The 22,239-nt window shown below is 62.4% G+C and carries 21 protein-coding genes; 11 read left to right on the top strand and 10 right to left on the bottom strand.

All coding sequences use genetic code 11. The features are described 5' to 3' along the window. Positions 1–81: 81 nt before the first annotated feature. On the top strand, positions 82–711 hold the full coding sequence (locus ABI582_RS27790) for a riboflavin synthase subunit alpha (protein WP_442120877.1): 630 nt from the start codon (positions 82–84) through the stop codon (positions 709–711). A gap of 9 nt (positions 712–720) precedes the next feature. Next, on the top strand, positions 721–1,422 hold the full coding sequence (locus tag ABI582_RS27785) for a YoaK family protein (protein WP_258657102.1): 702 nt from the start codon (positions 721–723) through the stop codon (positions 1,420–1,422). On the opposite strand, the gene proP is transcribed toward ABI582_RS27785, so the two are convergent. From proP to glaH, 6 genes are all read right to left on the bottom strand, one after another. Then, entirely contained in the window at positions 1,423–2,925 is a 1,503-nt protein-coding gene (gene proP / locus ABI582_RS27780; protein ID WP_442120876.1) for a glycine betaine/L-proline transporter ProP, read from the bottom strand. 160 nt (positions 2,926–3,085) lie between these two features. Continuing rightward, positions 3,086–4,060, bottom strand: a complete 975-nt coding sequence (hemB, locus tag ABI582_RS27775; RefSeq protein ID WP_016499972.1) for a porphobilinogen synthase — start codon at positions 4,058–4,060, stop codon at positions 3,086–3,088. Positions 4,061–4,260: 200 nt separating this feature from the next. Then, positions 4,261–5,154 (bottom strand): PA4780 family RIO1-like protein kinase, encoded by an 894-nt coding sequence (locus ABI582_RS27770; RefSeq protein ID WP_442120875.1) that lies wholly within the window; start codon positions 5,152–5,154, stop codon positions 4,261–4,263. Positions 5,155–5,241: 87 nt separating this feature from the next. Continuing rightward, complete coding sequence (gabP, locus tag ABI582_RS27765) at positions 5,242–6,633, bottom strand: GABA permease (protein WP_442120874.1); 1,392 nt, start codon at positions 6,631–6,633, stop codon at positions 5,242–5,244. A 149-nt stretch (positions 6,634–6,782) separates the two neighbouring features. Continuing rightward, positions 6,783–8,033, bottom strand: coding sequence for an L-2-hydroxyglutarate oxidase (lhgO, locus tag ABI582_RS27760; RefSeq protein WP_442120873.1), 1,251 nt, complete (start codon positions 8,031–8,033; stop codon positions 6,783–6,785). A gap of 114 nt (positions 8,034–8,147) precedes the next feature. Beyond that, positions 8,148–9,125, bottom strand: coding sequence for a glutarate dioxygenase GlaH (gene glaH, locus ABI582_RS27755; protein WP_258657093.1), 978 nt, complete (start codon positions 9,123–9,125; stop codon positions 8,148–8,150). A gap of 194 nt (positions 9,126–9,319) precedes the next feature. Here glaH and csiR point away from each other — a divergent pair, with 194 nt between their 5' ends. From csiR to ABI582_RS27740, 3 genes are all read left to right on the top strand, one after another. Then, positions 9,320–10,015, top strand: coding sequence for a DNA-binding transcriptional regulator CsiR (gene csiR, locus ABI582_RS27750; RefSeq protein WP_012272506.1), 696 nt, complete (start codon positions 9,320–9,322; stop codon positions 10,013–10,015). A 201-nt stretch (positions 10,016–10,216) separates the two neighbouring features. Next, the gene (locus ABI582_RS27745; protein WP_016499978.1) at positions 10,217–10,897 is read left to right on the top strand and encodes a response regulator transcription factor; all 681 of its coding nucleotides are present in this window, start codon (positions 10,217–10,219) and stop codon (positions 10,895–10,897) included. After that, positions 10,875–12,266 carry a sensor histidine kinase gene (locus ABI582_RS27740; RefSeq protein ID WP_442120872.1) on the top strand — a complete coding sequence of 464 codons (1,392 nt, stop codon included), beginning with the start codon at positions 10,875–10,877 and terminating at the stop codon, positions 12,264–12,266. The genes ABI582_RS27745 and ABI582_RS27740 overlap by 23 nt, the downstream gene beginning before the upstream one ends. A 137-nt stretch (positions 12,267–12,403) precedes the next feature. Here ABI582_RS27740 and cysS read toward each other — a convergent pair whose 3' ends face one another. Together cysS and ABI582_RS27730 are read right to left on the bottom strand one after the other, a co-directional pair. After that, positions 12,404–13,786: a cysteine--tRNA ligase gene (gene cysS / locus ABI582_RS27735; protein ID WP_258657087.1), complete on the bottom strand. Its 1,383-nt coding sequence runs from the start codon at positions 13,784–13,786 to the stop codon at positions 12,404–12,406. A 9-nt stretch (positions 13,787–13,795) separates the two neighbouring features. Beyond that, positions 13,796–15,499 carry a glutamine--tRNA ligase/YqeY domain fusion protein gene (locus ABI582_RS27730; protein ID WP_338747249.1) on the bottom strand — a complete coding sequence of 568 codons (1,704 nt, stop codon included), beginning with the start codon at positions 15,497–15,499 and terminating at the stop codon, positions 13,796–13,798. Positions 15,500–15,747: 248 nt separating this feature from the next. Between ABI582_RS27730 and ABI582_RS27725 the strand changes: the two genes are divergently transcribed. Together ABI582_RS27725 and ABI582_RS27720 are read left to right on the top strand one after the other, a co-directional pair. Continuing rightward, positions 15,748–16,251, top strand: a complete 504-nt coding sequence (locus tag ABI582_RS27725) for a peptidylprolyl isomerase (protein WP_041168048.1) — start codon at positions 15,748–15,750, stop codon at positions 16,249–16,251. Next, positions 16,248–16,970, top strand: coding sequence for a UDP-2,3-diacylglucosamine diphosphatase (locus ABI582_RS27720; RefSeq protein ID WP_442120871.1), 723 nt, complete (start codon positions 16,248–16,250; stop codon positions 16,968–16,970). Before ABI582_RS27725 ends, ABI582_RS27720 begins: the two co-directional genes overlap by 4 nt. Positions 16,971–17,128: 158 nt before the next feature. Here ABI582_RS27720 and pvdQ read toward each other — a convergent pair whose 3' ends face one another. Beyond that, positions 17,129–19,435 (bottom strand): bifunctional acylase PvdQ, encoded by a 2,307-nt coding sequence (gene pvdQ / locus ABI582_RS27715; RefSeq protein WP_442120870.1) that lies wholly within the window; start codon positions 19,433–19,435, stop codon positions 17,129–17,131. Between the two features lie 195 nt (positions 19,436–19,630). Between pvdQ and ABI582_RS27710 the strand changes: the two genes are divergently transcribed. Continuing rightward, positions 19,631–20,005, top strand: a complete 375-nt coding sequence (locus tag ABI582_RS27710; RefSeq protein ID WP_016499985.1) for a hypothetical protein — start codon at positions 19,631–19,633, stop codon at positions 20,003–20,005. Positions 20,006–20,041: 36 nt separating this feature from the next. Here ABI582_RS27710 and ABI582_RS27705 read toward each other — a convergent pair whose 3' ends face one another. Then, positions 20,042–20,230 carry a hypothetical protein gene (locus ABI582_RS27705; protein WP_016499986.1) on the bottom strand — a complete coding sequence of 63 codons (189 nt, stop codon included), beginning with the start codon at positions 20,228–20,230 and terminating at the stop codon, positions 20,042–20,044. A 150-nt stretch (positions 20,231–20,380) separates the two neighbouring features. On the opposite strand from ABI582_RS27705, the gene ABI582_RS27700 reads away from it, so the two are divergent. The 3 genes from ABI582_RS27700 (at position 20,381) to ABI582_RS27690 (ending at position 22,179) form a co-directional block, all read left to right on the top strand. Continuing rightward, on the top strand, positions 20,381–20,839 hold the full coding sequence (locus ABI582_RS27700; protein WP_338747245.1) for a hypothetical protein: 459 nt from the start codon (positions 20,381–20,383) through the stop codon (positions 20,837–20,839). Between the two features lie 249 nt (positions 20,840–21,088). Then, positions 21,089–21,469 carry a Mor transcription activator family protein gene (locus ABI582_RS27695; protein ID WP_258657081.1) on the top strand — a complete coding sequence of 127 codons (381 nt, stop codon included), beginning with the start codon at positions 21,089–21,091 and terminating at the stop codon, positions 21,467–21,469. Positions 21,470–21,531: 62 nt separating this feature from the next. Beyond that, positions 21,532–22,179: a DUF2589 domain-containing protein gene (locus tag ABI582_RS27690; protein WP_338747244.1), complete on the top strand. Its 648-nt coding sequence runs from the start codon at positions 21,532–21,534 to the stop codon at positions 22,177–22,179. Positions 22,180–22,239: the final 60 nt, after the last annotated feature.

Here is a 22,239-nt window from a genome sequence, read left to right as displayed (position 1 = left end):
GTGGGAGAGGCCGGTCTTGCATTTACCGCTCCAGGGGCATAGCGTTCGGAAAGTTTCTTTTCCGTGCCCAGGAGCAACTCCATGTACACCGGCATCGTCCAGGCCGTCCGCCCTCTGCTTGATGTGACCACCTACCCGGGCCACAACCAGTTCACCATCGACCTCACCCCGGAACTGCTCGACGAACTGAAGATCGGCGCCAGCGTCAGTGTCGAAGGCACCTGCCTGTCGGTCACCGAAATCGCCGGCACGCAAGTCAGATTCGACGCCATGACCGCCACGCTCGAACGTACCAACCTGCGCTTCCTCAAGGCGGGCCAGGGGGTCAACATCGAACGTTCGGCGAAGATGAACGCCGAAGTCGGTGGCCACCTGATGGCCGGCCACATCGCCACCACCGCCGAAATCGTCGAACTGTCGATCAAGGAAACCGGCGCCTTCATCAAGTTCCGCATGCCGCCGGAATGGGGCAAGTACGTGTTCCCGCGCGGTTTCATCGGGGTCAATGGCTGCAGCCTGACCGTCGCCGATGTCGACGACAACGTCATCACCATCAACCTGATCCCGGAAACCCTGCGCCAGACCACTTTTGCCAGCTACAAGGCCGGCGAACAGCTCAATATCGAGGTCGATCACCAGACCATGGTGCTGGTCGATGTGGTGGAGCGCACCATCAAAGGCACTCTGGCCCGCGAAAAACTGCTGCCCTGAGGCCTGCCCATGCTGCCCAACGCCCTCCCCGCGCGCACGGCCAGGCGGCTACGCCTGCAAGTGTTGCGTGGCCGTGTCGGCCTTGGCCTGGTTGCCGGTTTGTCGGTGCTGGCTGGCATGACCGACGCCATCGGCCTGCTGGCGCTGGGTGACTTCGTGTCGTTCATGAGTGGCAATACCACACGCCTGGCCGTGGCCATCAGTGAGGCAGACCTGGCCTTGGTGCTGCGCCTGAGTGGCGCGATACTGGGCTTCGTCGCTGGCAATACGCTGGGCGTGCTGCTGGCGCGTGGCTTGCGCCGCCGGGCCTGGCCTGTGTTGCTGATGGTTGCGGTACTGCTGGCGTTCGCAGCGGCGTGGCCGTTGGCGGCCACCTTCCCGGCATTGTTGGCCGCCACACTGGCCATGGGCATGATCAATGCCGTGGTTGAGCAGGTGAACGGCCTGCCCATCGGCCTGACTTACGTCACCGGCGCCCTGTCCCGCTTCGGCCGTGGCCTGGGGCGTTGGCTGATGGGCGAGCGGCGCAACGGCTGGCGGGTGCAGCTGGTGCCCTGGGCCGGCATGCTGCTGGGCGCCGCGTTGGGCGCCTGGCTGCAACAGCGCCTGGGTCTGCAGGCACTGGCTGGCAGCTGCGCGCTGGCCGGTGTGCTGGCCCTGGTGTCGCGGTTCATCCCACGCGGCTGGCAGCGTGGCTACATGCCGCGCTGATCAATCGATGCGCGGGTGCTGCTGTGCCAGGGTCTGGCGCTTGGCTTCCAGCTCGGCAATCTGCGCATCGATGTCCTCGATCTTCTGCTCGATGTTGTCGTGGTGCTCCTGCAACAGTTCACGCGCTTCTTCGATGTCCGATGCCGCCGGTGCCGCACCGCGCAGCGGTTTGTTGGCGGTTTCCTTCATGGTCAACCCGGTCAGCAGGCCAATTGCGGCGATCACCATCAGGTAGTAGGCCGGCATGTACAGGTCGCCCGTGCTCTCCACCAGCCAGGCAGTGAGGGTCGGGGTAAGCCCGGCGATCAGCACCGAAATGTTGAAAGCGGCCGCCAAGGCGCTGTAGCGGATGTGCGTAGGGAACATTGCCGGCAGCGTCGAGGCCATCACACCGATGAAGAAGTTCAGCAGCACGGCAATGATCAGCAGCCCGGCAAAAATCACCCCCAGCACGCCGCTGTTGATCAGCATGAACGCCGGAATGGCCAGGGCGAACAGGCCGACACTGCCGACGATGATGAACGGCCGGCGGCCAAACTTGTCGCTGAGCAGGCCGATCACCGGCTGCACGAACAGCATGCCGACCATGATCGCGATGATGATCAGCACGCCATGGTCTTCGCTGTAATGCAGGTTGTGCGACAGGTAGCTGGGCATGTAGGTGAGCAGCATGTAGTAGGTGACGTTGGTGGCAATCACCACGCCGATGCAGGTCACCAGGCTGCGCCAGTGCTGTGTGGCCACTTCTTTGAACGACACCTTGGGCCCGGAGGCCAGGCCTTCGCGGTCACCCTGCTCCAGCTTGTCGACGTGCTGCTGAAACGCGGGTGTTTCTTCCAGCGCATGGCGCAGGTAAAGGCCGATGATGCCCAACGGCAGGGCCAGGAAGAACGGCAGGCGCCAGCCCCATTCAAGGAACTTTTCTTCGCCCAGAATGGTGGAAATCAGCACCACCACGCCCGCGCCTAGCACAAAGCCAGCAATCGAGCCGAAGTCCAGCCAGCTACCGAGAAAACCGCGTTTGCGGTCGGGGGCGTATTCGGCCACGAAGATCGAGGCGCCGGTGTACTCGCCGCCCACCGAAAAGCCCTGGGCCATCTTGGCCAGCAACAACAGGATCGGTGCCCAGATGCCGATGCTGGCATAAGACGGTATCAGGCCGATGGCAAAGGTGCTGAGCGACATGATGACGATGGTCGCCGCGAGGATTTTCTGCCGCCCGTACTTGTCGCCCAAGGCGCCGAAAAACAGCCCGCCCAATGGCCGGATCAGGAACGGCACCGAGAAGGTGGCCAGTGCCGCGATCATCTGCACGCTGGGGTCGGCGTTGGGGAAAAACACCTTGCCCAGGGCATAAGCCACGAAACCGTAGACGCCAAAGTCGAACCACTCCATCGCATTGCCCAGTGCGGCAGCGGTAATCGCCTTCTTCATCTTGGCGTCGTCGACGATGGTGATGTCCTTCAGGCCTATTGGCTGGACTTTTTTCTTGCGAGGTTTCATACCCGTATCCCTGTCGATGAATGCTCTAAGGGATCAGATACAACGGGACACTAAATAATTCAGCGCTTAATGATTTTTTGTGCGTTTGCGCGGCATCACAGACAGCGCTCAAAGAAAAGCCGCTGCAACTGCAGCGGCTTGTTTTACCGAAGGCCTGGCCTCAGATACCTTCGCGCGCCAGGTCCATGGCGAAGTAGGTCAGGATCAGGTCGGCACCGGCACGCTTGATCGCGCCGATGCTTTCACGCACCACCCGGCCTTCATCGATGGCGCCCGCAAGGCCGCCGAACTTGATCATCGCGTACTCGCCACTCACCTGGTACGCCGCCAACGGCAGGCGCGAGGCAGCGCGGATGTCGGCGATCACGTCAAGGTAGGCGCCAGCCGGCTTGACCATCAGCACATCCGCACCCTCTTGCTCGTCCAGCAGCGATTCGCGCACTGCTTCGCGGCGGTTCATCGGGTTCATTTGGTAGCTCTTGCGGTCGCCCTTCAGCGTGGTACCGCCGGCTTCACGGAACGGGCCATACAGCGACGAGGCGAACTTGGTGGAGTAGGCCATGATCGCGGTGTCGTGGAAACCGGCACCATCCAGCGCGCTACGGATAGCCTGTACCTGGCCATCCATTGCCGCCGACGGGGCGATGAAGTCGGCACCGGCAGCGGCGGCAATGACCGCCTGCCTGCCCAGGTTGGCCAGGGTGGCGTCGTTGTCCACGCCATGGTCATGCAGCACGCCGCAGTGGCCGTGGCTGGTGTATTCGCAGAAGCAGGTGTCGGACATCACCACCATTTCCGGCACGGTGTCCTTGCAGATGCGCGACATGCGCGCAACCAGGCCGTTTTCGTTCCAGGTGTCGCTGCCGGTGGCGTCCAGGTTGTGCGACACGCCAAAGGTCATCACCGACTTGATACCGGCACGGGCGTAACGCTCGATTTCCTGGGCCAGCAGCTTCTCGGGGATGCGGTTGACCCCAGGCATGCTGGAGATCGGCACGAAGTCATCGATGCCCTCTTCGACGAAGATCGGCAGGATCAGGTCTTCCAGGCGGAATTCGGTTTCCTGGAAGATCGTGCGCAGGGACTCGTTCTGGCGCAGGCGGCGTGGACGAACGGACGGAAATTGGTTGGACATGACAGCTCCAGGGCATTTTGAACGGCGTATACCTTATGCCTGTCGCGCGCCAGTGAAAAGGCTAAATGACGAGATTGTGTCTTGCGTCAATGGTAACGGCCGGGTTTGCCTGTGCCGGCCCCTTCGCGGGTGAACCCGCTCACGCAGAGACAGCACAGCTTCGGGAAAGCCCCACAAAGATGTGAGGCGCCTGCAACACCTTATTGCAGCCAGGGCGGCGTGGGCTCCTCTGCCTTGACCACTCCATGCTCAGCCTCGTCACGCGCTGCACGGCGGCGTGCATCATCCAGCCGGGCGGCGTCGATCTCGCGCATCACCCCGGACACGTCAGCTTCATGTTCGTCATCTGCGAACACCCCAGTCAACGGGCTGTCGGGCAGCAAATCACCGGCCTCGAACAGCGCCCACATCTCCTGCGCATACCGGGTGCTTTTCAGCTCCGGGGCAAAGCGCCCGAAATAATGGGCCATGTTATCCACATCGCGCTGCAGCATGCTGAAAGCGTGGTTGTTGGCGGCTGCATCCACGGCCTGCGGCAAATCGATGATCACCGGTCCGTCCGGGCCGAGCAGCACGTTGAACTCGGACAGGTCGCCATGCACCAGCCCCGCACAAAGCATCAGTACGATCTGACGAATGACAAAGGCGTGGAACGTGCGGGCTTCGTCCGCTTCCAGGTGCACATCATTCAGGCGTGGGGCGGCGTCGCCATCGGCATCGGTCACCAACTCCATCAACAGCACGCCGTCCTGGAAGTCGTAGGGCTTCGGCACCCTCACACCCGCACTGGCCAGGCGGAACAACGCCGCAACTTCGGCGTTCTGCCAGGCATCTTCGGCTTCTTTACGGCCAAACTTGCTGCCCTTGGCCATGGCCCGGGCCTGCCGGCTATTGCGCACCTTGCGGCCTTCCTGGTATTCGGCGGCCTGGCGGAAACTGCGCTTGTTGGCTTCTTTATAGACCTTGGCGCAGCGCACCTGGTTGCCGCAGCGCACCACGTACACGGCGGCCTCCTTGCCACTCATCAGCGGCCGCAGGACTTCGTCGACCAGGCCGTCTTCGATCAGGGGTTCGATTCTTTTGGGTGTCTTCATCAGGCTGTGTTCGGGGTCCTGGCTGTGATGGTGGACATCCTCTCACAGCCGGGGACGACTTGCTCGTCTGTCTTCAGCCCAGGCTGATCAGGCGCCCTGCCCTAAGCTGTTGATCGGCACCCCGCGCGCCCGCCGGCGCGTGACCAGCAAGCCGGAACACACCACCAACACAGCCAACACCATGGTCGACACCACTTCCAGGCGATGGTCCGGACGCAGCAGCATCACGACCAACACGCCGCAGATGAATACGATCACACCCCAGGTGAGCCACGGGAACAACCACATACGGTAACCCAGGGTCTTGCCCTGTGCGGTCAGGCGCTGGCGCAGGCGCAGCTGGGAAACCGCGATGACCAGGTACACCAGCAAGGCAATGGCCCCCGAGCTGGCCATGAGGAAGCCGAACACCTTGGCCGGCACCAGGTAATTGGCGATCACTGCCAAAAATGCCGCGCCAGTGGATAGCAGTACCGCTACCACAGGCGTGCCACTGCGGCTGGTCATCTGGGCGCAGGCCGGCGCATCACCGCGGCGGCTCAGCGAGTAGACCATGCGCGACGCGGTATACAGCGACGAGTTCAGGCAGCTGGTTACCGAAGTCAACACCACAAAATCGATGATGGCCTTGGCATTCGCCACGCCCAGGGTGTCCAGCACCGTGACATAGGAACCTTCCGTCGCCAGGCGCGGGTCAGTCCAGGGCACCAGCGCGATGACGATGAAAATCGACAGGATATAGAACAAGGTGATCCGCCAGATCACTGAGTTGGTGGCCCTGGAAATATGCTTGCCGGCTTCGTCGGACTCGGCTGCGGCAATGGTCACCACCTCGGCCCCAAGGAACGAGAACATGGTGATCAGCATGGCGCTCAGCACCGCACCGAAACCATTGGGCATGAAACCACCGGTATCCCACAGGCGCGAAACACCACTGACGCCAGTACCGGGCAGCAGGCCAAAAATGGCGCACACACCCAGCGCAATGAAAGCGACGATCGCCACCACTTTTACCAGTGCCAGCCAGAATTCGAACTCGCCATAGTTCTTCACGCTGAACAGGTTGGTGGCCGTCAGCAACAGGGTAATCACCAACGACAGCACCCAGATCTCCATCTGTGGAACCCAGGAATTGATGATGGTGGCGGCAATATTGGCTTCGATAGGGATGATCAGCACCCAGAACCACCAGTACAGCCAACCGATGGTGTAGCCCGCCCACTTGCCGATGGCGAGGTCGGCATAGGTGGAAAACGAACCGGTATCGGGCGAAGCAACCGCCATTTCGGCCAGCATGCGCATCACCAGCACCACCAGGCCACCGGCCAGGATATAGGCCAGGATGGTGGCCGGGCCCGCTTCAGCAATGGCACGACCAGAGCCGACGAACAGGCCGGCGCCGATCACACCGGCAATGGACAGCATGGTGACATGCCGTGATTTCAATCCATGACTCAAATTGTTCTTGTGGGTTTGCATGGCACTACCTTGTTGTTTTTGTCATGCCCACGCTGGGCCGCCGGCTGCACGGTCGCCGACGCAGGCGCGAAAAAGCCCGCCCTGCCCTGACTGGTGAGCAGGGCAGTTCGGGTTGAGTAAGGGAAACCGCGGAACCTGTTACCGCGTTATCAGCTCGCCGCCCGCTTGCTGGCCGCCAGGTCCGCCTTGGGCACGCTGCCACCTGCGAGAGTGACCTGCTCACACACCTTCTCGACGATGTAGGCGCCGATCGGGATGGCCGAGGTGGCCGCCGGCGACGGTGCGTTGCACACGTTGACGCTGCGCGCGGTGTTGACGAACAGGAAGTCGTCGATCAGCTTGCCGTCGCGCGACACCGCCTGGGCGCGCACACCGGCCGGGTAAGGCGTGAGGTCGGCCTTGGTGATGCTCGGGCAGTACTTCTGCACCTGCTTGAGGTAGCCGCCCTTGAACAGCGAGTTTTTCATCTCGATCAGGCCCGGGCGGAAGTTCTTCGCCAGCACCTTGAGAATGCCGGGGGTGGTCAGGGTCTGGAACAGGTCGCTGGGGCTGACGTCGGTCTTGCGGTAGCCCTCGCGCTTCATCGCCAGTACGGCGTTGGGGCCAACCGTGACCGTGCCGTCGATCATGCGGGTCAGGTGCACGCCCAAAAACGGCATCGACGGGTCGGGGATCGGGTAGATCAGGTGGTTGACGATCTGGTTGTGCTGCTTGGGCAGCAAGTAGTACTCGCCCCGGAACGGGCAGATGACAAACTCGGTGCGCAGGCCCAGCATGCTGACCACGCGGTCGGCCATCAGGCCCGAGCAGGTCACCAGGAATCGGCTACGGAACTCGTCGCGCTGCGTGCGCACGATCACTTCGCTGGCTTGTTCCTGCAGGCCGACCACCTCTGCCCCATAGCGGATTTCGCCGCCGGCACGCTGGAATTCAGCGCCCATCGCAGCAGTCACTTGGGCGTAATTGACGATGCCGCTGGACGGCACGAAGATGCCCCCCATTCCCACGATATTGGGCTCGCGCTCGCGCAGTTCATCGGCCGACAGCCAGTGGCGCTCCAGGCCGTTGGCCGCGGTACGCTCCCACAGCGCCTTCATGCGCTGCATTTCCAGCTCGTTGGTGGCCACCAGCAGCTTGCCGCACTCATCGAAGGGGATGCTGTGCTGGGTGCAGAAGGCCTTGGTGGCCTTGTTGCCTTCCAGGCAGAAGCGCGCCTTGAGGCTGCCGGGGGTGTAGTACACGCCAGCGTGGATCACGCCGCTGTTGTGACCGGTCTGGTGGCGGGCCGGGCCGGACTCCTTCTCCAGCAGGAGAATCTTCGCGTCCGGGTAGACCTTGATCAGGTGCATGGCCGTGGACATGCCCACAATGCCACCGCCAATAATGATGAAATCGTACACAGCCTTACCTCACACGCAGGCATTACCTGGCTCGCTCACCAAGGCCCGCTCGGGCCCTGGTGGCATCATGTTGTGCAACGACGCATGGGCGGGCGCCCGCCCTGCGCCCTGTCATTATTGCCCGCGCTGGTACAGCGGTTTGGGGAAGGCGACGTAACCACGCTGGCGCATCAGTTCACGGCGCAGGCCCTCGTGCGGGGTGAAGCGGTCGCGACCATGCAGCCAGAACAGGTTGTTGATCAGCAGGAAGCTGCCCACGCCCACCGGTACCGATACCTTCTTCCCGCTGCCTTCCAGCGAATCGGACAGGGCGTTCAGCCAGATGCCTTCCTCGTAGTTTTCCGGCTGCACGAACTGGTCAATGTAGCGCATGGTCGGGCGGCCTTCGCCATCGGTGTCGAAAACGGAGTGGAACACATCTTCGGCCACCTTCTTGCTCGGCGGTGCGGTCCAGCGCATTTCGCGGCGGGCCATCGGGTGGCGGAAGAACTCCTCGCACTGCTCCCAGTCATCCAGGTGCAGCAGCAGCGAGTTGCCGCCTTCCATGTTCTTTTCGTCGATCTTCAGCATCAGCACGTAATCGGTGATCTGGTTCACGAAAGTGCCGTCGTTGTGCAGTTCCATCACCCGATGCGGCTGGCGCAGGTAGCTGTCGGAGTTGTCGGAGTTGACCACCACGAAGCGCGCATAGAACTGGCCGCTCATGGCGTCGTAGTTGGAACGGCCGATCAGGTGTGCGCAGGCGGTAGTGAACTTGACCATGTCTTCGGCCTGGCTCACGTCATCCAGGCCCAGCGGGGTAATCAGCATGCCGCCGGTGGCGCGATCGAGGATGGTGTTGAGCAGCACAGGGCGCAGGGTGCCCTGGCACAGCTGGTCAAGGATTTCACCCAGCCGGAAACGCAGGAACGACTTGTACTCCAGCGCCTGCACCGGCCACTCGGCAACAGCCTGGACAAACGCTTCGACGGTTTCGCGGGCGAAGGTCAGTTCAAGCAGGCGCGGCGACTGTTTCGAAGGGGCAATGGTGTAACCACGCGGCTCGAGCGGCAGTGGCATCACAAGTTCTTCGATCTGCGTAAAAGCGTTCATGGCAGTGTCCTGGCAGAAAAGTGGAGAGCGCCGTCCGGTCGTGACCTGGATCAGTGCGGGCGAGGTAAAAATATCGCCACTAACAGAGAATGTCTACATTTTTGTAATTAGGCGACAAATTATCTTTTTATCCATTGTTTTTCGTCAGCAAGCGGTTTCGGTATGATCGGCAAAACGTTTTGAGGAACAGGATCTTGGAAGCGCTCGCCCCCCGACAAAACTCAGCTTTCAGCGGGTATGAGAGGCTCAAGAAGGACATCATCCGGGGCGTGTTCAAACCCGGTGAAAAACTGTTGATGAGCGCCCTGAAGGAACGCTACGACCTGGGCGTGGGCCCGTTGCGCGAAGCACTGTCGCAACTGGTGGCCGAGCACCTGGTCAACGCGATCAGCCAGAAGGGCTACCGGGTGGCGCCCATGTCGCTGGACGAGATGAACGACATCTACGATGCCCGCGCCAACCTGGAGGCGATGATCATCGCCCTGGCCATCGAGCGCGGCGACGACGCCTGGGAGGCGTCAGTGCTGGCCCACTCGCATACCCTGGCCAAGGTGGTGGAAGTAAAAACCCGCGAGCAGCGCCTGGATGTGTGGGACGAGCGGCACAAGGCGTTTCATACCGCCATTGCCTCGGGCTGCGGCTCCAAGCACCTGCTTCAGGCACGCACTTACCTGTTCGACCAGGCCGAGCGCTACCGCCACCTGTGGCTGACGCAGACGGTGTTCTCCGAACAGGCCCTTGAGCTCAAGCGCCAGGAGCATGCGGCGCTGGTCGAGGTGATCCTCGCCCGTGATGCCAAACGCGCCAGCGCCATGATGCGCTCGCACCTGATGACCCCGGTGCCGATCATTGCGCAGATCATGCATGCCGAAGGTATCGGCGCCCGCTGAAACACCGCGCCGCTTGCTTCGCGGGTAAACCCGCTCCCACAGGGCCCTCACCGATCTTGGGGAGCGCCGCTGTACTTGTGGGAGCGGGTTCACCCGCGAAGAGGCCAGTGCAGGTAAAAGACGCTAGATGAATTTTTCTTAAATCGCCGGTTGTCTATTCTTTGGCACAATCAAATCTCTATTAGATGCCCAGGAACCAGCATGCCTCGCGTACTGACCATCGAAGACGACGCCGTCACCGGCCAGGAAATCGTCGCCGAACTTACCAGCCACGGCCTGGAGGTCGAGTGGGCCGACAATGGCCGTGAAGGCCTGGCCAAGGCCATTGCCGGTGGCTACGACCTGATCACCCTGGACCGCATGCTGCCCGAGGTCGATGGCCTGACCATCGTCACTACCTTGCGCAGCCTCAAGATCGCCACGCCGATCCTGATGATCAGCGCCCTCTCCGACGTCGACGAACGGGTACGCGGCCTGCGGGCCGGCGGTGACGACTACCTGACCAAGCCGTTTGCCTCCGACGAAATGGCCGCACGGGTCGAGGTATTGCTGCGCCGCAACAGTGTGCCCATGACCCAGACACGCCTGCAGGTCGCCGACCTGCAACTGGACCTGATCAGCCACGAGGCGCGCCGCGGTGACAATACGCTCAACCTGCTGCCCACCGAATACAAACTGCTGGAGTACCTGATGCGCCACAGCGGCCAGGTGATCACACGGATGATGATTTTCGAGGAAGTCTGGGGCTACCACTTCGATCCGGGCACCAACCTGATCGACGTGCACATCGGCCGTCTGCGCAAGAAAATCGACTCCCCCGGCCAGTCGCCGCTGATCCGTACGGTACGGGGCTCCGGCTATGCCATTGCTGAACCCGTCTAAAGGCTGGAGCTCCTCGACAAGCCGCCTGCTGGCGCTGTACAGCTTTCTGTTCGTGGCCTGGAGCAGCATCCTCATGGGGGTGCTGTACTTCGAGGTGTCCAGCTACCTCAACAAGCTCACCCGCCATTCCATGTTGCAGCGCCAGCACCTGTTCGCGCACATGAGCGGCAAGCAGCTGGACGACGCCCTGATCGCCAGCCAGGCCTTCGAGGAGCGAAGCTTCGACGCCTATGGCCTGTTCGACACCCAGCTCAACCCGATTGGCGGCAGTGTGCGCGCCCTGCCCCCGGAGCTCAGGCTGGACGGCAAGATCCATGAGTTGAAACGCTGCCTGGATGCCGACGACCCACACCTGCCCCGCGACAGCTGCGATGCGGTGGCGATCAAAGTGCAAGATGGCCGCTGGCTGGTACTGTTCCGCGATAACGGCTCACTGTTTGTGGTTACCCGGATCATCCTCGATGCCCTGCTCTGGGGTATCTCATTGACGCTGATCCCAGGCTTTGCCGGCTGGTACCTGCTACGGCGCAGGCCGCTCAAGCGTATCCGCGCAATCCAGGCCCAGGCGGAGCTGATCGTCGCCGGCGACCTGACCCACCGCCTGCCGTTGTCGGCCCGGCGCGATGAGCTGGACATGCTGGCAGCCATCGTCAACGCCATGCTGGACCGCATCGAGCGGCTGATGCATGAGGTCAAGGGCGTGTGCGACAACATTGCCCATGACCTGCGTACCCCGCTCACCCGCCTGCGCGCCCAGCTGTACCGCATTCGCCAGCAGAGCGACGTGGACTCCGCGCAAGCCGAGGCGCTGGACCAGGCCATCGGCGAAACCGACACCCTGATGGCGCGTTTTCGCGGGTTGCTACGCATCAGCGAACTGGAAGACCGCCAGCGCCGGGCCGGTTTCGTCCAACTTGACCCACATGACTTGCTGGTCGAACTGCACGATTTCTACCTGCCTTTGGCCGAGGATGGCGGCATTCACCTGGAATTGCACCAGCCCGCGCAGCTGCCGGCACTGCACGGTGACCGCGAACTGCTGTTCGAGGCACTGGCCAACCTGGTGGGCAACGGTATCAAGTTCACGCCCGAGGGTGGGCAAGTGCGAATTAGCGCGACACACGACGACACAGGCGTGCACCTGGCTATCGAGGACAGCGGGCCGGGCATTCCCGAAGAAGAGCGTACTGCGGTGCTGAAGCGGTTCTATCGCAGCGATGAAGGCCATCGCCATGCCGGGTTTGGGCTGGGATTGTCGATCGTTGCGGCGATCGTCGACCTGCATGGGTTCAGGCTGGAAATTGGGGAGAGCGAGTTGGGCGGGGCCAGACTGGTGTTGCATTGCCCGCTTGCGGGGCTGGCCAAATAAAAGCAGGGGCCGCTTTGCGGCCCTTTCGCGGCACAAGGCCGCTCCTACAGGGGTAGCGCAAGCCTTGAATGCTGCGCTACCCCTGTAGGAGCGGCCTTGTGCCGCGAAAGGGCTGCAAAGCAGCCCCAGTACGCCGATCAGTCAGCCAAACGCCAGGTAGTCGTGCCCTTGCTGTCTTCCAGCACCACACCCATCGCGGTGAGCTGGTCGCGAATACGGTCCGACTCGGCCCAGTTCTTGTCGGTACGCGCCTGCAGACGCGCCTGAATCAGGCCTTCCACCTCGGCAGCATCGACCTTGCCTTCGGCACCTGCACGCAAGAAGTCATCGGCCTCCAGCTGCAGCACACCCAGCACTTCACCCAGCTCGCGCAGGCGGCCAGCCAGGCCGGCAGCAGCCTCCGGGTCGCTGTCGCGCAGGCGGTTGATCTCGCGCACCAGGTCGAACAGCACGGCGCAGGCTTCGGGGGTACCGAAGTCGTCGTTCATCGCCACGCTGAAACGCTCGACAAACGCTTCGCCGCCCTTGGCTGCCACCCGTGGCAAGCCGCGCAGGGCGTGGTAGAAGCGCTCAAGCGCACCCTTGGCGTCACGCAGGCTGTCTTCGGAGTAGTTGATCGCGCTGCGATAGTGGCTGGCCACCAGCAGGTAACGCACCACTTCCGGGTGGTACTTCTCGAGCACATCGCGGATGGTGAAGAAGTTGTTCAACGACTTCGACATCTTCTCGCCGTTGATCCGGATCATGCCGCAGTGCATCCAGGCGTTGGCGTACTGCTTGCCTGTGGCCGCCTCGCTCTGGGCAATCTCGTTCTCGTGGTGCGGGAACTCCAGGTCGCTGCCACCGCCGTGAATGTCGAAGCTCTCACCCAGGCAGCAGGTGGACATCACCGAGCACTCGATGTGCCAGCCCGGACGGCCCGGGCCCCATGGCGATTCCCAGCTCGGCTCACCGGGCTTGACGCCCTTCCACAGCACGAAGTCCAGCGGGTCCTGCTTGGCTTCGTCGACCTCGATGCGTGCACCGATGCGCAGGTCTTCGATCTTCTTGCGCGACAGCTTGCCATAGCCGACGAACTTGCCGACGCGGTAGTACACGTCGCCATTGCCCGGGGCGTAGGCATAACCCTTGTCGATCAGGGTCTGGATCATCGCGTGCATGCCGGCGATATGGTCGGTGGCACGCGGCTCCTGGTCTGGCGGCAGGATGTTCAGGCGGCGCTCGTCTTCGTGCATCGCGTCGATCATGCGGGCGGTCAACGCGTCGAAGCTTTCGCCGTTCTCGTTGGCCCGGTTGATGATCTTGTCATCGATGTCGGTGATGTTGCGCACGTACGTCAGCTCGTAGCCGCTCTTGCGCAGCCAACGGGTGACTAGGTCGAAGGCCACCATGCTGCGGCCATGGCCCAGGTGGCAGTAGTCGTACACGGTCATGCCGCACACGTACATGCGCACCTTGTTGCCATCCAGCGGCTTGAAGGTTTCCTTCGCTTTGCTCAGGGTGTTGTAAATGGTAAGCACGGCGTTTCCTCAGCTGCCCCAGGAGTCACGCAGGGTGACAGTGCGGTTGAACACCGGGCGGCCCGGCTGGCTGTCTTTCAGGTCGGCGCAGAAGTAGCCTTCGCGCTCGAACTGGAAGCGGTCCTCGGGTTGCGCCTGGGCCAGCGACGGCTCGGCACGGCAACCGCTGAGCACTTGCAGCGAGTTCGGGTTGATGTTGTCCAGGAAGCTGCCGCCGTCCTCGGTCTTTTCCGGGTTCGGCGAGCGGAACAGGCGGTCGTACAGGCGCACTTCGCACTCGACGCTGCCCTCGGCCGGCACCCAGTGGATCACGCCCTTGACCTTGCGGCCTTCAGGGTTCTTGCCCAGGGTGTCCGGGTCGTACGAGCAACGCAGCTCGACGATATTGCCATCGGCGTCCTTGATGGCCTCGTCGGCGCGAATCACGTAGCTGCCACGCAGGCGCACTTCACCGGCCGGTTCCAGGCGCTTGTAGCCCTTGGGCGGCTCTTCCATGAAGTCATCGCGGTCGATGTACAGCTCGCGTGCGAATGGCAGCACACGCACGCCCATGTCTTCTTTCGGGTGGCGCGGCAGCTCAAGCTGCTCCACCTGACCTTCCGGGTAGTTAGTGATGACCACTTTCAGCGGGCGCAGCACGCACATGGCGCGCGGTGCGGTGCGGTCCAGGTCGTCACGGATGCTGAACTCGAGCATCGACATGTCAACCACGCCGTCGGAGCGGTTGGTGCCGATCATTTCGCAGAAGTTGCGGATCGAAGCCGGGGTGTAGCCCCGGCGACGGAAGCCGGACAGGGTCGACATGCGCGGGTCGTCCCAGGCGTCGACGTGCTTTTCATCAACCAGCTGCTTGAGCTTGCGCTTGGACGTGATGGTGTAGTTCAGGTTCAGGCGGCTGAACTCGTACTGGCGCGGGTGCGCCGGCACCGGCAGGTTGTCGAGGAACCATTCGTACAACGGGCGATGCCCTTCGAACTCCAGGGTGCAGATCGAGTGGGTGATGCCCTCGATAGCGTCCGACTGGCCGTGGGTAAAGTCGTAGTTGGGGTAGATGCACCATTTGTCACCGGTCTGGTGATGGTGGGCATGGCGGATGCGGTACAGGATCGGGTCGCGCAGGTTCATGTTCGGCGAGGCCATGTCGATCTTGGCCCGCAGCACGCACTCGCCGTCCTTGAACTCACCGGCCTTCATGCGGGCGAACAGCTCGAGGTTTTCTTCCACGCTACGCTCGCGGAACGGGCTGTTCTTGCCCGGCTCCTTGAGGTTGCCGCGGTATTCTTTCGCTTGATCAGGGGTCAGGTCGCAGACATAGGCCTTGCCACGCTTGATCAGCTCGACCGCCCAGTCGTGCAACTGGTCGAAGTAACTGGACGCATAACGCACGTCGCCGGCCCAGTCGAAGCCCAGCCATTTGACGTCGCTTTGAATGGCGTCGATGTATTCCTGATCTTCCTTGGCCGGGTTGGTGTCATCGAAACGCAGGTGGCAGACGCCCCCGAATTCCTTGGCCAGGCCGAAGTTGACGCAGATCGATTTGGCGTGGCCGATGTGCAGGTAGCCGTTAGGCTCCGGCGGGAAGCGAGTGACGATGCTGCTGTGCTTGCCCGAGTCCAGGTCGGCCTGGATGATCGGCCGCAGGAAGTTCGCAGGGACAGCGGGGGCGCCTTTGGCAGCGGCGTTGGGCGCGTTGTCGGCAGTGGGCTTGCTCATAGGATCCTTGAATGCACGTGTCCGGCCTGGGTAGGCCGATTGAATCAAAGGGCCTATCATAGCCGAAGCAGTCAAGCTGCTGACAGTCGGGCCCGGACAAACTGGCGTGATTTATCACGGCTTTTTGCCCAAGCCTGGCAAAATGGCCAGTGCGCGCCATGTGTCGTGATCGCCTGAACATGCGTCAGGTGATAACCGGCGCCCTGCGCACCCTAATTCCCGATTGCCTTGAAAAAGCGAGTTTCAGCATGTCCAAAGTCAAACTGACCACCAACCACGGCGACATCGTCATTGAACTGAACGCTGAAAAAGCCCCGATTACCGTGGCCAACTTCATCGAATACGTCAACGCAGGCCACTACACCAACACCGTGTTCCACCGTGTGATCAAAGGCTTCATGATTCAGGGCGGCGGTTTCGAGCCAGGCATGAACGAAAAGCGTGACAAGCGTGCCAGCATCCAGAACGAAGCCGACAACGGCCTGAAAAACGCCAAGTACACCATCGCCATGGCCCGCACCATGGAGCCGCACTCTGCTTCGGCGCAGTTCTTCATCAACGCTTCCGACAACGACTTCCTCAACCACAGCGGCAAGAACGTACAGGGCTGGGGCTACGCGGTGTTCGGCGAAGTGATCGAAGGCCGTGAAGTGGTTGATGCCATCGAGAAGGTCGCCACCGGTTCCAAGTCCGGCCACCAGGACGTACCAAAAGAAGACGTGATCATCGAGAAAGCCGAGATCATTGGGTGATACTGCTGATCTCCGATCTGCATTTGCAAGAAGAGCGCCCGGACATTTCCCGGGCGTTTCTTGATCTGCTCGACGGCCGTGCCCGCCACGCCAAGGCGTTGTACATCCTGGGCGACTTTTTCGAAGCCTGGATCGGCGACGATGCCATGACCGCCTTCCAGCAGTCGATCTGCCAGGCCATGCGCCGGCTGAGCGACAGCGGTACGGCCATCTTCCTGATGCATGGCAACCGTGACTTTCTCATTGGCCAAGCGTTTTGCGACGCGGCAGGTTGCACGCTGTTGAGCGACCCCAGCGTGATCGAGCTGGGCGGTGAGCAGGTGCTGCTGATGCATGGCGACACTTTGTGCACCCGCGACCTGGCTTACATGAAGATGCGCCGTTTACTGCGCAACCCGCTGAGCCTGTGGGTGTTGCGGCACCTGCCGCTGTCCACCCGCTACAAGCTGGCGCGCAAGCTGCGCAGCGAAAGCCGCACGCAAACGCGGATGAAGTCCACCGAGATTGTCGACGTCACGCCCGAGGAAGTACCCAAGGTGATGGCGGCGCACGGCGTGCGCACGCTGGTACATGGCCATACCCACCGGCCGGCGATACACAAGCTGGTGGTTGATGGGCAGCCGGCACGGCGCATCGTGCTGGGGGACTGGGACCGCCGGGGCTGGGCCTTGCAGGTAGATGAGCACGGGTTTCAGCTGGCGCCGTTCGAGTTTTCCTGACGGGCATTGCGTGCCCCATGCAGGAGCGGCCTTGTGCCGCGAAAGGGCCGCACAACGGCCCCAGATCTCAGCATAACCACCGAAATTGCCGGGGCTGCTCCGCAGCCCTTTCGCGGCACAAGGCCGCTCCTGCAAGGTCGCAGTCGCAGCAGAAAGCGCTACTGTTGCGCCACTGCCCCTTTGTCCCGCTCACTGATCACCACTTCCCGATACGCCGGGTCTGCCTTGATCTGCGCTTCCGTAAATGGCATCACCGCCAGCTGCTTGGCCGCAAAGGCCTTGGTCTGGTCACTGGCATGCGCCGAAGCCGCTTCGCTCGACTGGGAGAACGCCAGCAACCCACGAGCCTCCGGCCCCTTGTCGGTGAAGCTGACCAGTTGCAGGTAGCTGGTACCGCTGACCACCAGCCGCTTGCCCTGCCCGTGCGGCACACTGTACATCGCGTTGTACACACCCAGCGCTTGCGGGCCACCCGGTACCGGCGTGCCATCGAGCGCCTGCTGCACCTGCCCCCAGCGCGCCTCCCCTGCTACACCGCTGTCGTTCACCTGCTTGAGCGATGCCAGCGCCGCGTCATGTACCAGCTTGCGCACCGCCGCCTGCTCCACCGCCAAACCACGCGGCGTGTGCTGCGGGTCGGCCGGGTCAAAGGCCACCCGCCAGCTTTCCGGGTGTTCGGCCAGGGCGTTGAACAGGTTCTGGAAATGCACGAGGCCAATGCCGCTGTCGAGGTCGGCCTTGCCATTCCAGGCCGCCAGGCTACTGCACACGGCCTGCACATCTGCGCCTGCGCTCTCGCACCATTGCAGCAGGTCTGGCAGCACCAGGCTGGCCAGGTAGACCTCGTCGTCGGTCACCATGCGCTGCAGGTCATCAACGCCCAGCTTTGCCGTGCCCTGCAGGCGCTGCAGGGCAAAGCGGCTGCGCATGCCCAGCGGCTGGTCACTGCGGCTGACCAAGGGTGAATAGCCGGTCAGCGGCTGCGCCGGGTTGACCATCCAGGCCGGGTCGTTGGAGTTCTGTACGAAATCCTGGCGTTCAAGGCTCGGCAGCAGTCGCGCCGGGAAGATTCCCGGTTGCGCAGCCTGCGGGTCGACCTTCCACTGACAGGCGCTGCGCGAACCATCCAGCACCACCATGCGCCCTTGCCCTTGCGGGTTGCTGCAGGCAGCCAGCAGTTGCTGGTCGACATACGGCACCACCGACTGGTTCAGGTACAACGCCCCACCGCCCTGGTCCACGGCCAAGGTGTTGACCCAAGGAATACCCTGCAACTGCTCGACCGAGCCTTTGAGCGCCGCCAGGCTGTCGGCACGGTTGATCTGGTACCACTGCTGCAACACCCGGGTGTTGTCCAGATTGGCGTCACGCAAGCTGTAGGCCGCGTGCGCATCCCAGTCCAGGCGCCCGGGCCATTGCACCACCGGGCCGAATTGCGAGCTGTAGACCTGCCGCTCTACCTGGCTCAGGCTGCCATCTTCTGCCTTGACCGCAACGCTGATGGTTTGCCGGGCCAGTGGCAGCGACTTGCCATCAAGCAGGTAACGGGTCGGGTCCTTGGGGTCGAGCTGCAGCCGATACAGGGTGAAGTGGTTGGAGGTGTCGACGGTGTGCGTCCAGGCCAGGTGCCTGTTGAAACCGATATTGACCACCGGCAGGCCCGGCAATGCCGCGCCCATCACATCCAGCTGGCCAGGGATGGTCAGCTGCATCTGGTAGAAGCGCATGCCGCCCATCCACGGGAAGTGCGGGTTGGCCAACAACAGGCCGCGGCCATTGGCCGAACGCTGCGCGCCCACGGCCACCGCATTGCTGCCGCGCTCCGTGGCAAAGCGTTCTTGCCGCGCCAGTGCGCTGGCGAAACCCGCCGACGCCTGCTGGGGGCTCTGTGCAGGTGGTTGCGCCCCCTCCAGTGCTTCGACGAACTGCCCGACACCGCCTTCGGCCAATAGCCTGCGGGTCAGCTTGACCAGATCCTGGCTGGTGATTGGCCGCAGCCACTCACCGTTGCCACATTCGGCGGGCAAGCCTTCGCGGCGACGCTCGGCCAGTGCCCGGTTGTAGCCGCTGGCATAGCCCGCCAGCAGTGCCTGCACCTGCGCCGGTTGCGCCTGCAGGAACGCTTCGACCGCCGTAGGGCTGTTGAGCCAGGTGAAGAACAGGTCACTGGCCAGGTTGTCGCGCTGCTCCAGGGTCTTGCCCTTGGCACCAAAATGGCGTGAACGCTCACCGCTCACGGTCAGCACCTCGTTGGCCAGCAGGCACAGGTTGTCCTGGGCATAGGCATAGCCAACGCCGTAGCCCAGGCCGCGCTCATCCTTGGCCACGATATGCGGCACCCCGTAACTGGTTCGACGGATCTGCGCGCTGGCATCAGTAGCGGGCTGCGCCTGCACGGCAACGCTGAAGGCCACCAATGCAGCGGCCAAGCCTGCGCGAGTCATGGGACGGGAAAGTGAAAACACGGGCGCTCCTCGGGTTCGGGTCTATCCCGATCAGACGAACGGCCAGGTGAAAATTTTACGTGTTACAAGGCGATGGAACGTCTTGAAGAGGAACAGCCATTTTTTTTACGAGTGGGTTGCAGTTTTTGCGTTCTCATTCGTCCTAGTAAGTGAGGCAACCACATTTCGGGTTCGTCCACGAAAAGGAGCATTCACATGTACAACCCGCAACCCTCGACTCACGCTGGGCGCGTCCCAGGCAAAGCGCCCAACGGACAGGACGTTTTTTCTGAGGAACGCATCGGCAACGAACAGATCCGCGAGCTGCTGCGCACCTTCGGCCTGCGTACCAGCCTGATCCGGCTCAAGGTGATCGATGCCTTGCACGCCGCTGACCGCAATGGCCGCAGTATTGGCGTACGCGGCGTGCACGCACAACTGGAACAGCTGGATATTCCACTGTCGTTCCTTAGCGTGCGAGAGGTGCTCAAGCGGCTGTGCACCGAAGGTGTCATCGAACTGGGCAACGACAAATGCTACAGCCTCAACCCCCAGGCGCGCGCCGTACTGGAGCAGACACACACGCGCTGAGCGCATGGCCGGCCACACCTGGCCGGCCCGCACGGATCAGGGCTTGACCTTGCGCCGCAGAATGCCGTTGATCACCACGACCACCACGGCGATGGCGATGGCCGCCATCTGGAAGGTCTGCTCACTGATCGTGCCCTGCTTCTGCAGGTGGGACAGGCCCAGCATCAGGCCCAGTACCACCAGGATGATCAGAAGGGAATATTTGAGGCGCTGCACGTGTGTCATCGAAAGTTCCTTGCAACATCAGGGGCAAATGGCTCGCAACGAGCCGTGGCAATGATACAACGCCCATAGGGCCCGGCGCTGCATTTCCTGCTGGGTAGGGCGGCGACCGCCTGAAAGCATGGGGCTCCAAGCACCCATGCCGGAGGCATCATGTACAAACCCCTGCTGTTCGCGTCCCTGATTCTGACACCGCTTACCCTTCACGCGCTGGACACCCGCGAGGTGACGACAGCGCAACTGCTTGAGCTGGGCCGCGACCTGGAGCGCCATGCCGGCGCCAGCCAGTGGCAACAACTGTGGCAACGCGTGCGTCAGGCCGGTTACCTGCAGGCAAACGGTGCGCCGGTGTATTTCAGTGCTCCCATGGCCCAGTTGCCCGATCTGGCGCGGCAGACCTTGGCCCAAGCCGATCAGGTACAGGCGCTGCACCAGACCCAGGCGCTTTACCGCCGCAGCTTTTCCGGCACGGTGATCGGGCAGCGCGGCGGCCAGCCATTGCATGCCTTGTGCCTGCTGGTCGACTGGCGGACGCTGCCCCCAGGCATGCTCGACGCCCCTCACGCCTACCTGCGCAGCGCCAGCCTGCTGAGCAGCTACCCCTGCAACTGAGGGTACCCCGCCCCATCATTGGACGAGCGGAGTGCCCTGATGGGAAATCAACGGCCACAGCCAGATCGTGAAGACATCTCCTACAACGCAGGATATCGCTGCCTGCAACCCCTGTTCACCGAGGCTACAAACCGCAACCCATATGTCGCCTAGCGACGCGCCGTGGCTGTCACACAGAATTTGCTCACACCGTCGACATAACGCCGCTGGTGATCGGGTCGCACATTCCCCATCCCGAAGGAGCGCCATATGGAATTACCAGACTTGAGCCTCATCGATATCAGCCAACTGCCCCACTCGCTGCAGGCCCTGGTCGACTGTATCGGCATCGACAACGCCTACCAGTTGACCTGCGCCTACGGCGGCAGGCCGAAATACATCCCCAAGTACCGCGAGCGTACCAAGCTCGCCGACGTACTGCCGGCCGAAGCGCTGGACGCACTGATCAAGCGCTTTGCCGGAGTAGCCCTGGAGATCCCCAAGGCTGACCACTTCCTGCGCCAGCTGCGCAATCAGCAGATCCAGAAAGAAAGCGCCAATGGCCTTTCACGCAGCCTGCTGGCCAACAAGTACGGCCTGAGCCTGCGCCAGATCGGCAACATCCGTCGCCAGGAAACCTGCGCTCGCTGACGGCCAGTACCTAGGCCGCCAAGGGTGGCCACCTTTCCCCTCAACACAAAGAGCAAACAGACATGTCGATAGACAACAGCCTCATCGGGTCCGTGATCAACGCCTTGCCCATGGATCGCATGATCGCAGGCCCCCTGCAGGCCATGGTCCAGGCACAGGTTACCGCGAGCAAGTCGTACGCCGACTTCCTGATGCAGGTGTGCGTGCAGGACGGCAAGGCCGTGGCCATCCAGTTCGACTACGACGAGACCATCGTCGACGAACAGGGTGAATACAAGGGTGTGGTCAGCAAGACCATGAAGGTGCCGCTGCTGGCGGCCATCACACACCCGAACATCTCCATTGATGAAGGCACTGTCGAATTCGAGCTGATCATCAATCAGATGTCGGAGGACACCTCCAGCACTGAGATGGGTGCAGAGGTGACCGGTTCGCTGGGCTGGGGCCCATTCAAGCTGAACGTAAAGGGCAGCGTCAGCCACCGGTCCGCCCAAACACGCAAGACCGATACCCGCGCTCGCTACGCCTTTAATACGACAATGAAACGCCAGGAGCCACCTGAAGCCATGATGAGGGTGATCGAGTTCCTGACCGACGCGGCGACCAAACCGACCGTGAGCAAGACCGCCACCCTGGAAAGCCCGGACGAAATCTCCCAGGCCGATACCTTGAAAGGCCCTGTTGCCAATACCGGCACCGTCACCCCTTGAGACGCCCCCTGCGCCGTACAACAGCCCCCTGGCCAGCATCGGGGGGCACCACCTGGCCTG

The organism is Pseudomonas sp. SAS7 (assembly GCF_052112345.1).
GTDB lineage: Bacteria > Pseudomonadota > Gammaproteobacteria > Pseudomonadales > Pseudomonadaceae > Aquipseudomonas > Aquipseudomonas putida_Q.
Note: the sequence above shows the minus strand (reverse complement) of the source record. Positions and strands in the feature narration are given on the sequence as shown.

Bases quoted from the DNA above. Each gene is read 5' to 3' on its own strand.
- ABI582_RS27705 (WP_016499986.1), bottom strand. From the start codon at position 20,230: ATGACACACGTGCAGCGCCTCAAATATTCCCTTCTGATCATCCTGGTG.
- ABI582_RS27740 (WP_442120872.1), top strand. From the start codon at position 10,875: ATGCCATTGCTGAACCCGTCTAAAGGCTGGAGCTCCTCGACAAGCCGC.
- proP (WP_442120876.1), bottom strand. From the start codon at position 2,925: ATGAAACCTCGCAAGAAAAAAGTCCAGCCAATAGGCCTGAAGGACATC.
- gabP (WP_442120874.1), bottom strand. From the start codon at position 6,633: ATGCAAACCCACAAGAACAATTTGAGTCATGGATTGAAATCACGGCAT.
- ABI582_RS27710 (WP_016499985.1), top strand. From the start codon at position 19,631: ATGTACAACCCGCAACCCTCGACTCACGCTGGGCGCGTCCCAGGCAAA.
- ABI582_RS27695 (WP_258657081.1), top strand. From the start codon at position 21,089: ATGGAATTACCAGACTTGAGCCTCATCGATATCAGCCAACTGCCCCAC.
- ABI582_RS27790 (WP_442120877.1), top strand. From the start codon at position 82: ATGTACACCGGCATCGTCCAGGCCGTCCGCCCTCTGCTTGATGTGACC.
- ABI582_RS27700 (WP_338747245.1), top strand. From the start codon at position 20,381: ATGTACAAACCCCTGCTGTTCGCGTCCCTGATTCTGACACCGCTTACC.
- ABI582_RS27730 (WP_338747249.1), bottom strand. From the start codon at position 15,499: ATGAGCAAGCCCACTGCCGACAACGCGCCCAACGCCGCTGCCAAAGGC.
- ABI582_RS27745 (WP_016499978.1), top strand. From the start codon at position 10,217: ATGCCTCGCGTACTGACCATCGAAGACGACGCCGTCACCGGCCAGGAA.
- ABI582_RS27690 (WP_338747244.1), top strand. From the start codon at position 21,532: ATGTCGATAGACAACAGCCTCATCGGGTCCGTGATCAACGCCTTGCCC.
- ABI582_RS27785 (WP_258657102.1), top strand. From the start codon at position 721: ATGCTGCCCAACGCCCTCCCCGCGCGCACGGCCAGGCGGCTACGCCTG.
- hemB (WP_016499972.1), bottom strand. From the start codon at position 4,060: ATGTCCAACCAATTTCCGTCCGTTCGTCCACGCCGCCTGCGCCAGAAC.
- glaH (WP_258657093.1), bottom strand. From the start codon at position 9,125: ATGAACGCTTTTACGCAGATCGAAGAACTTGTGATGCCACTGCCGCTC.
- ABI582_RS27770 (WP_442120875.1), bottom strand. From the start codon at position 5,154: ATGAAGACACCCAAAAGAATCGAACCCCTGATCGAAGACGGCCTGGTC.
- ABI582_RS27725 (WP_041168048.1), top strand. From the start codon at position 15,748: ATGTCCAAAGTCAAACTGACCACCAACCACGGCGACATCGTCATTGAA.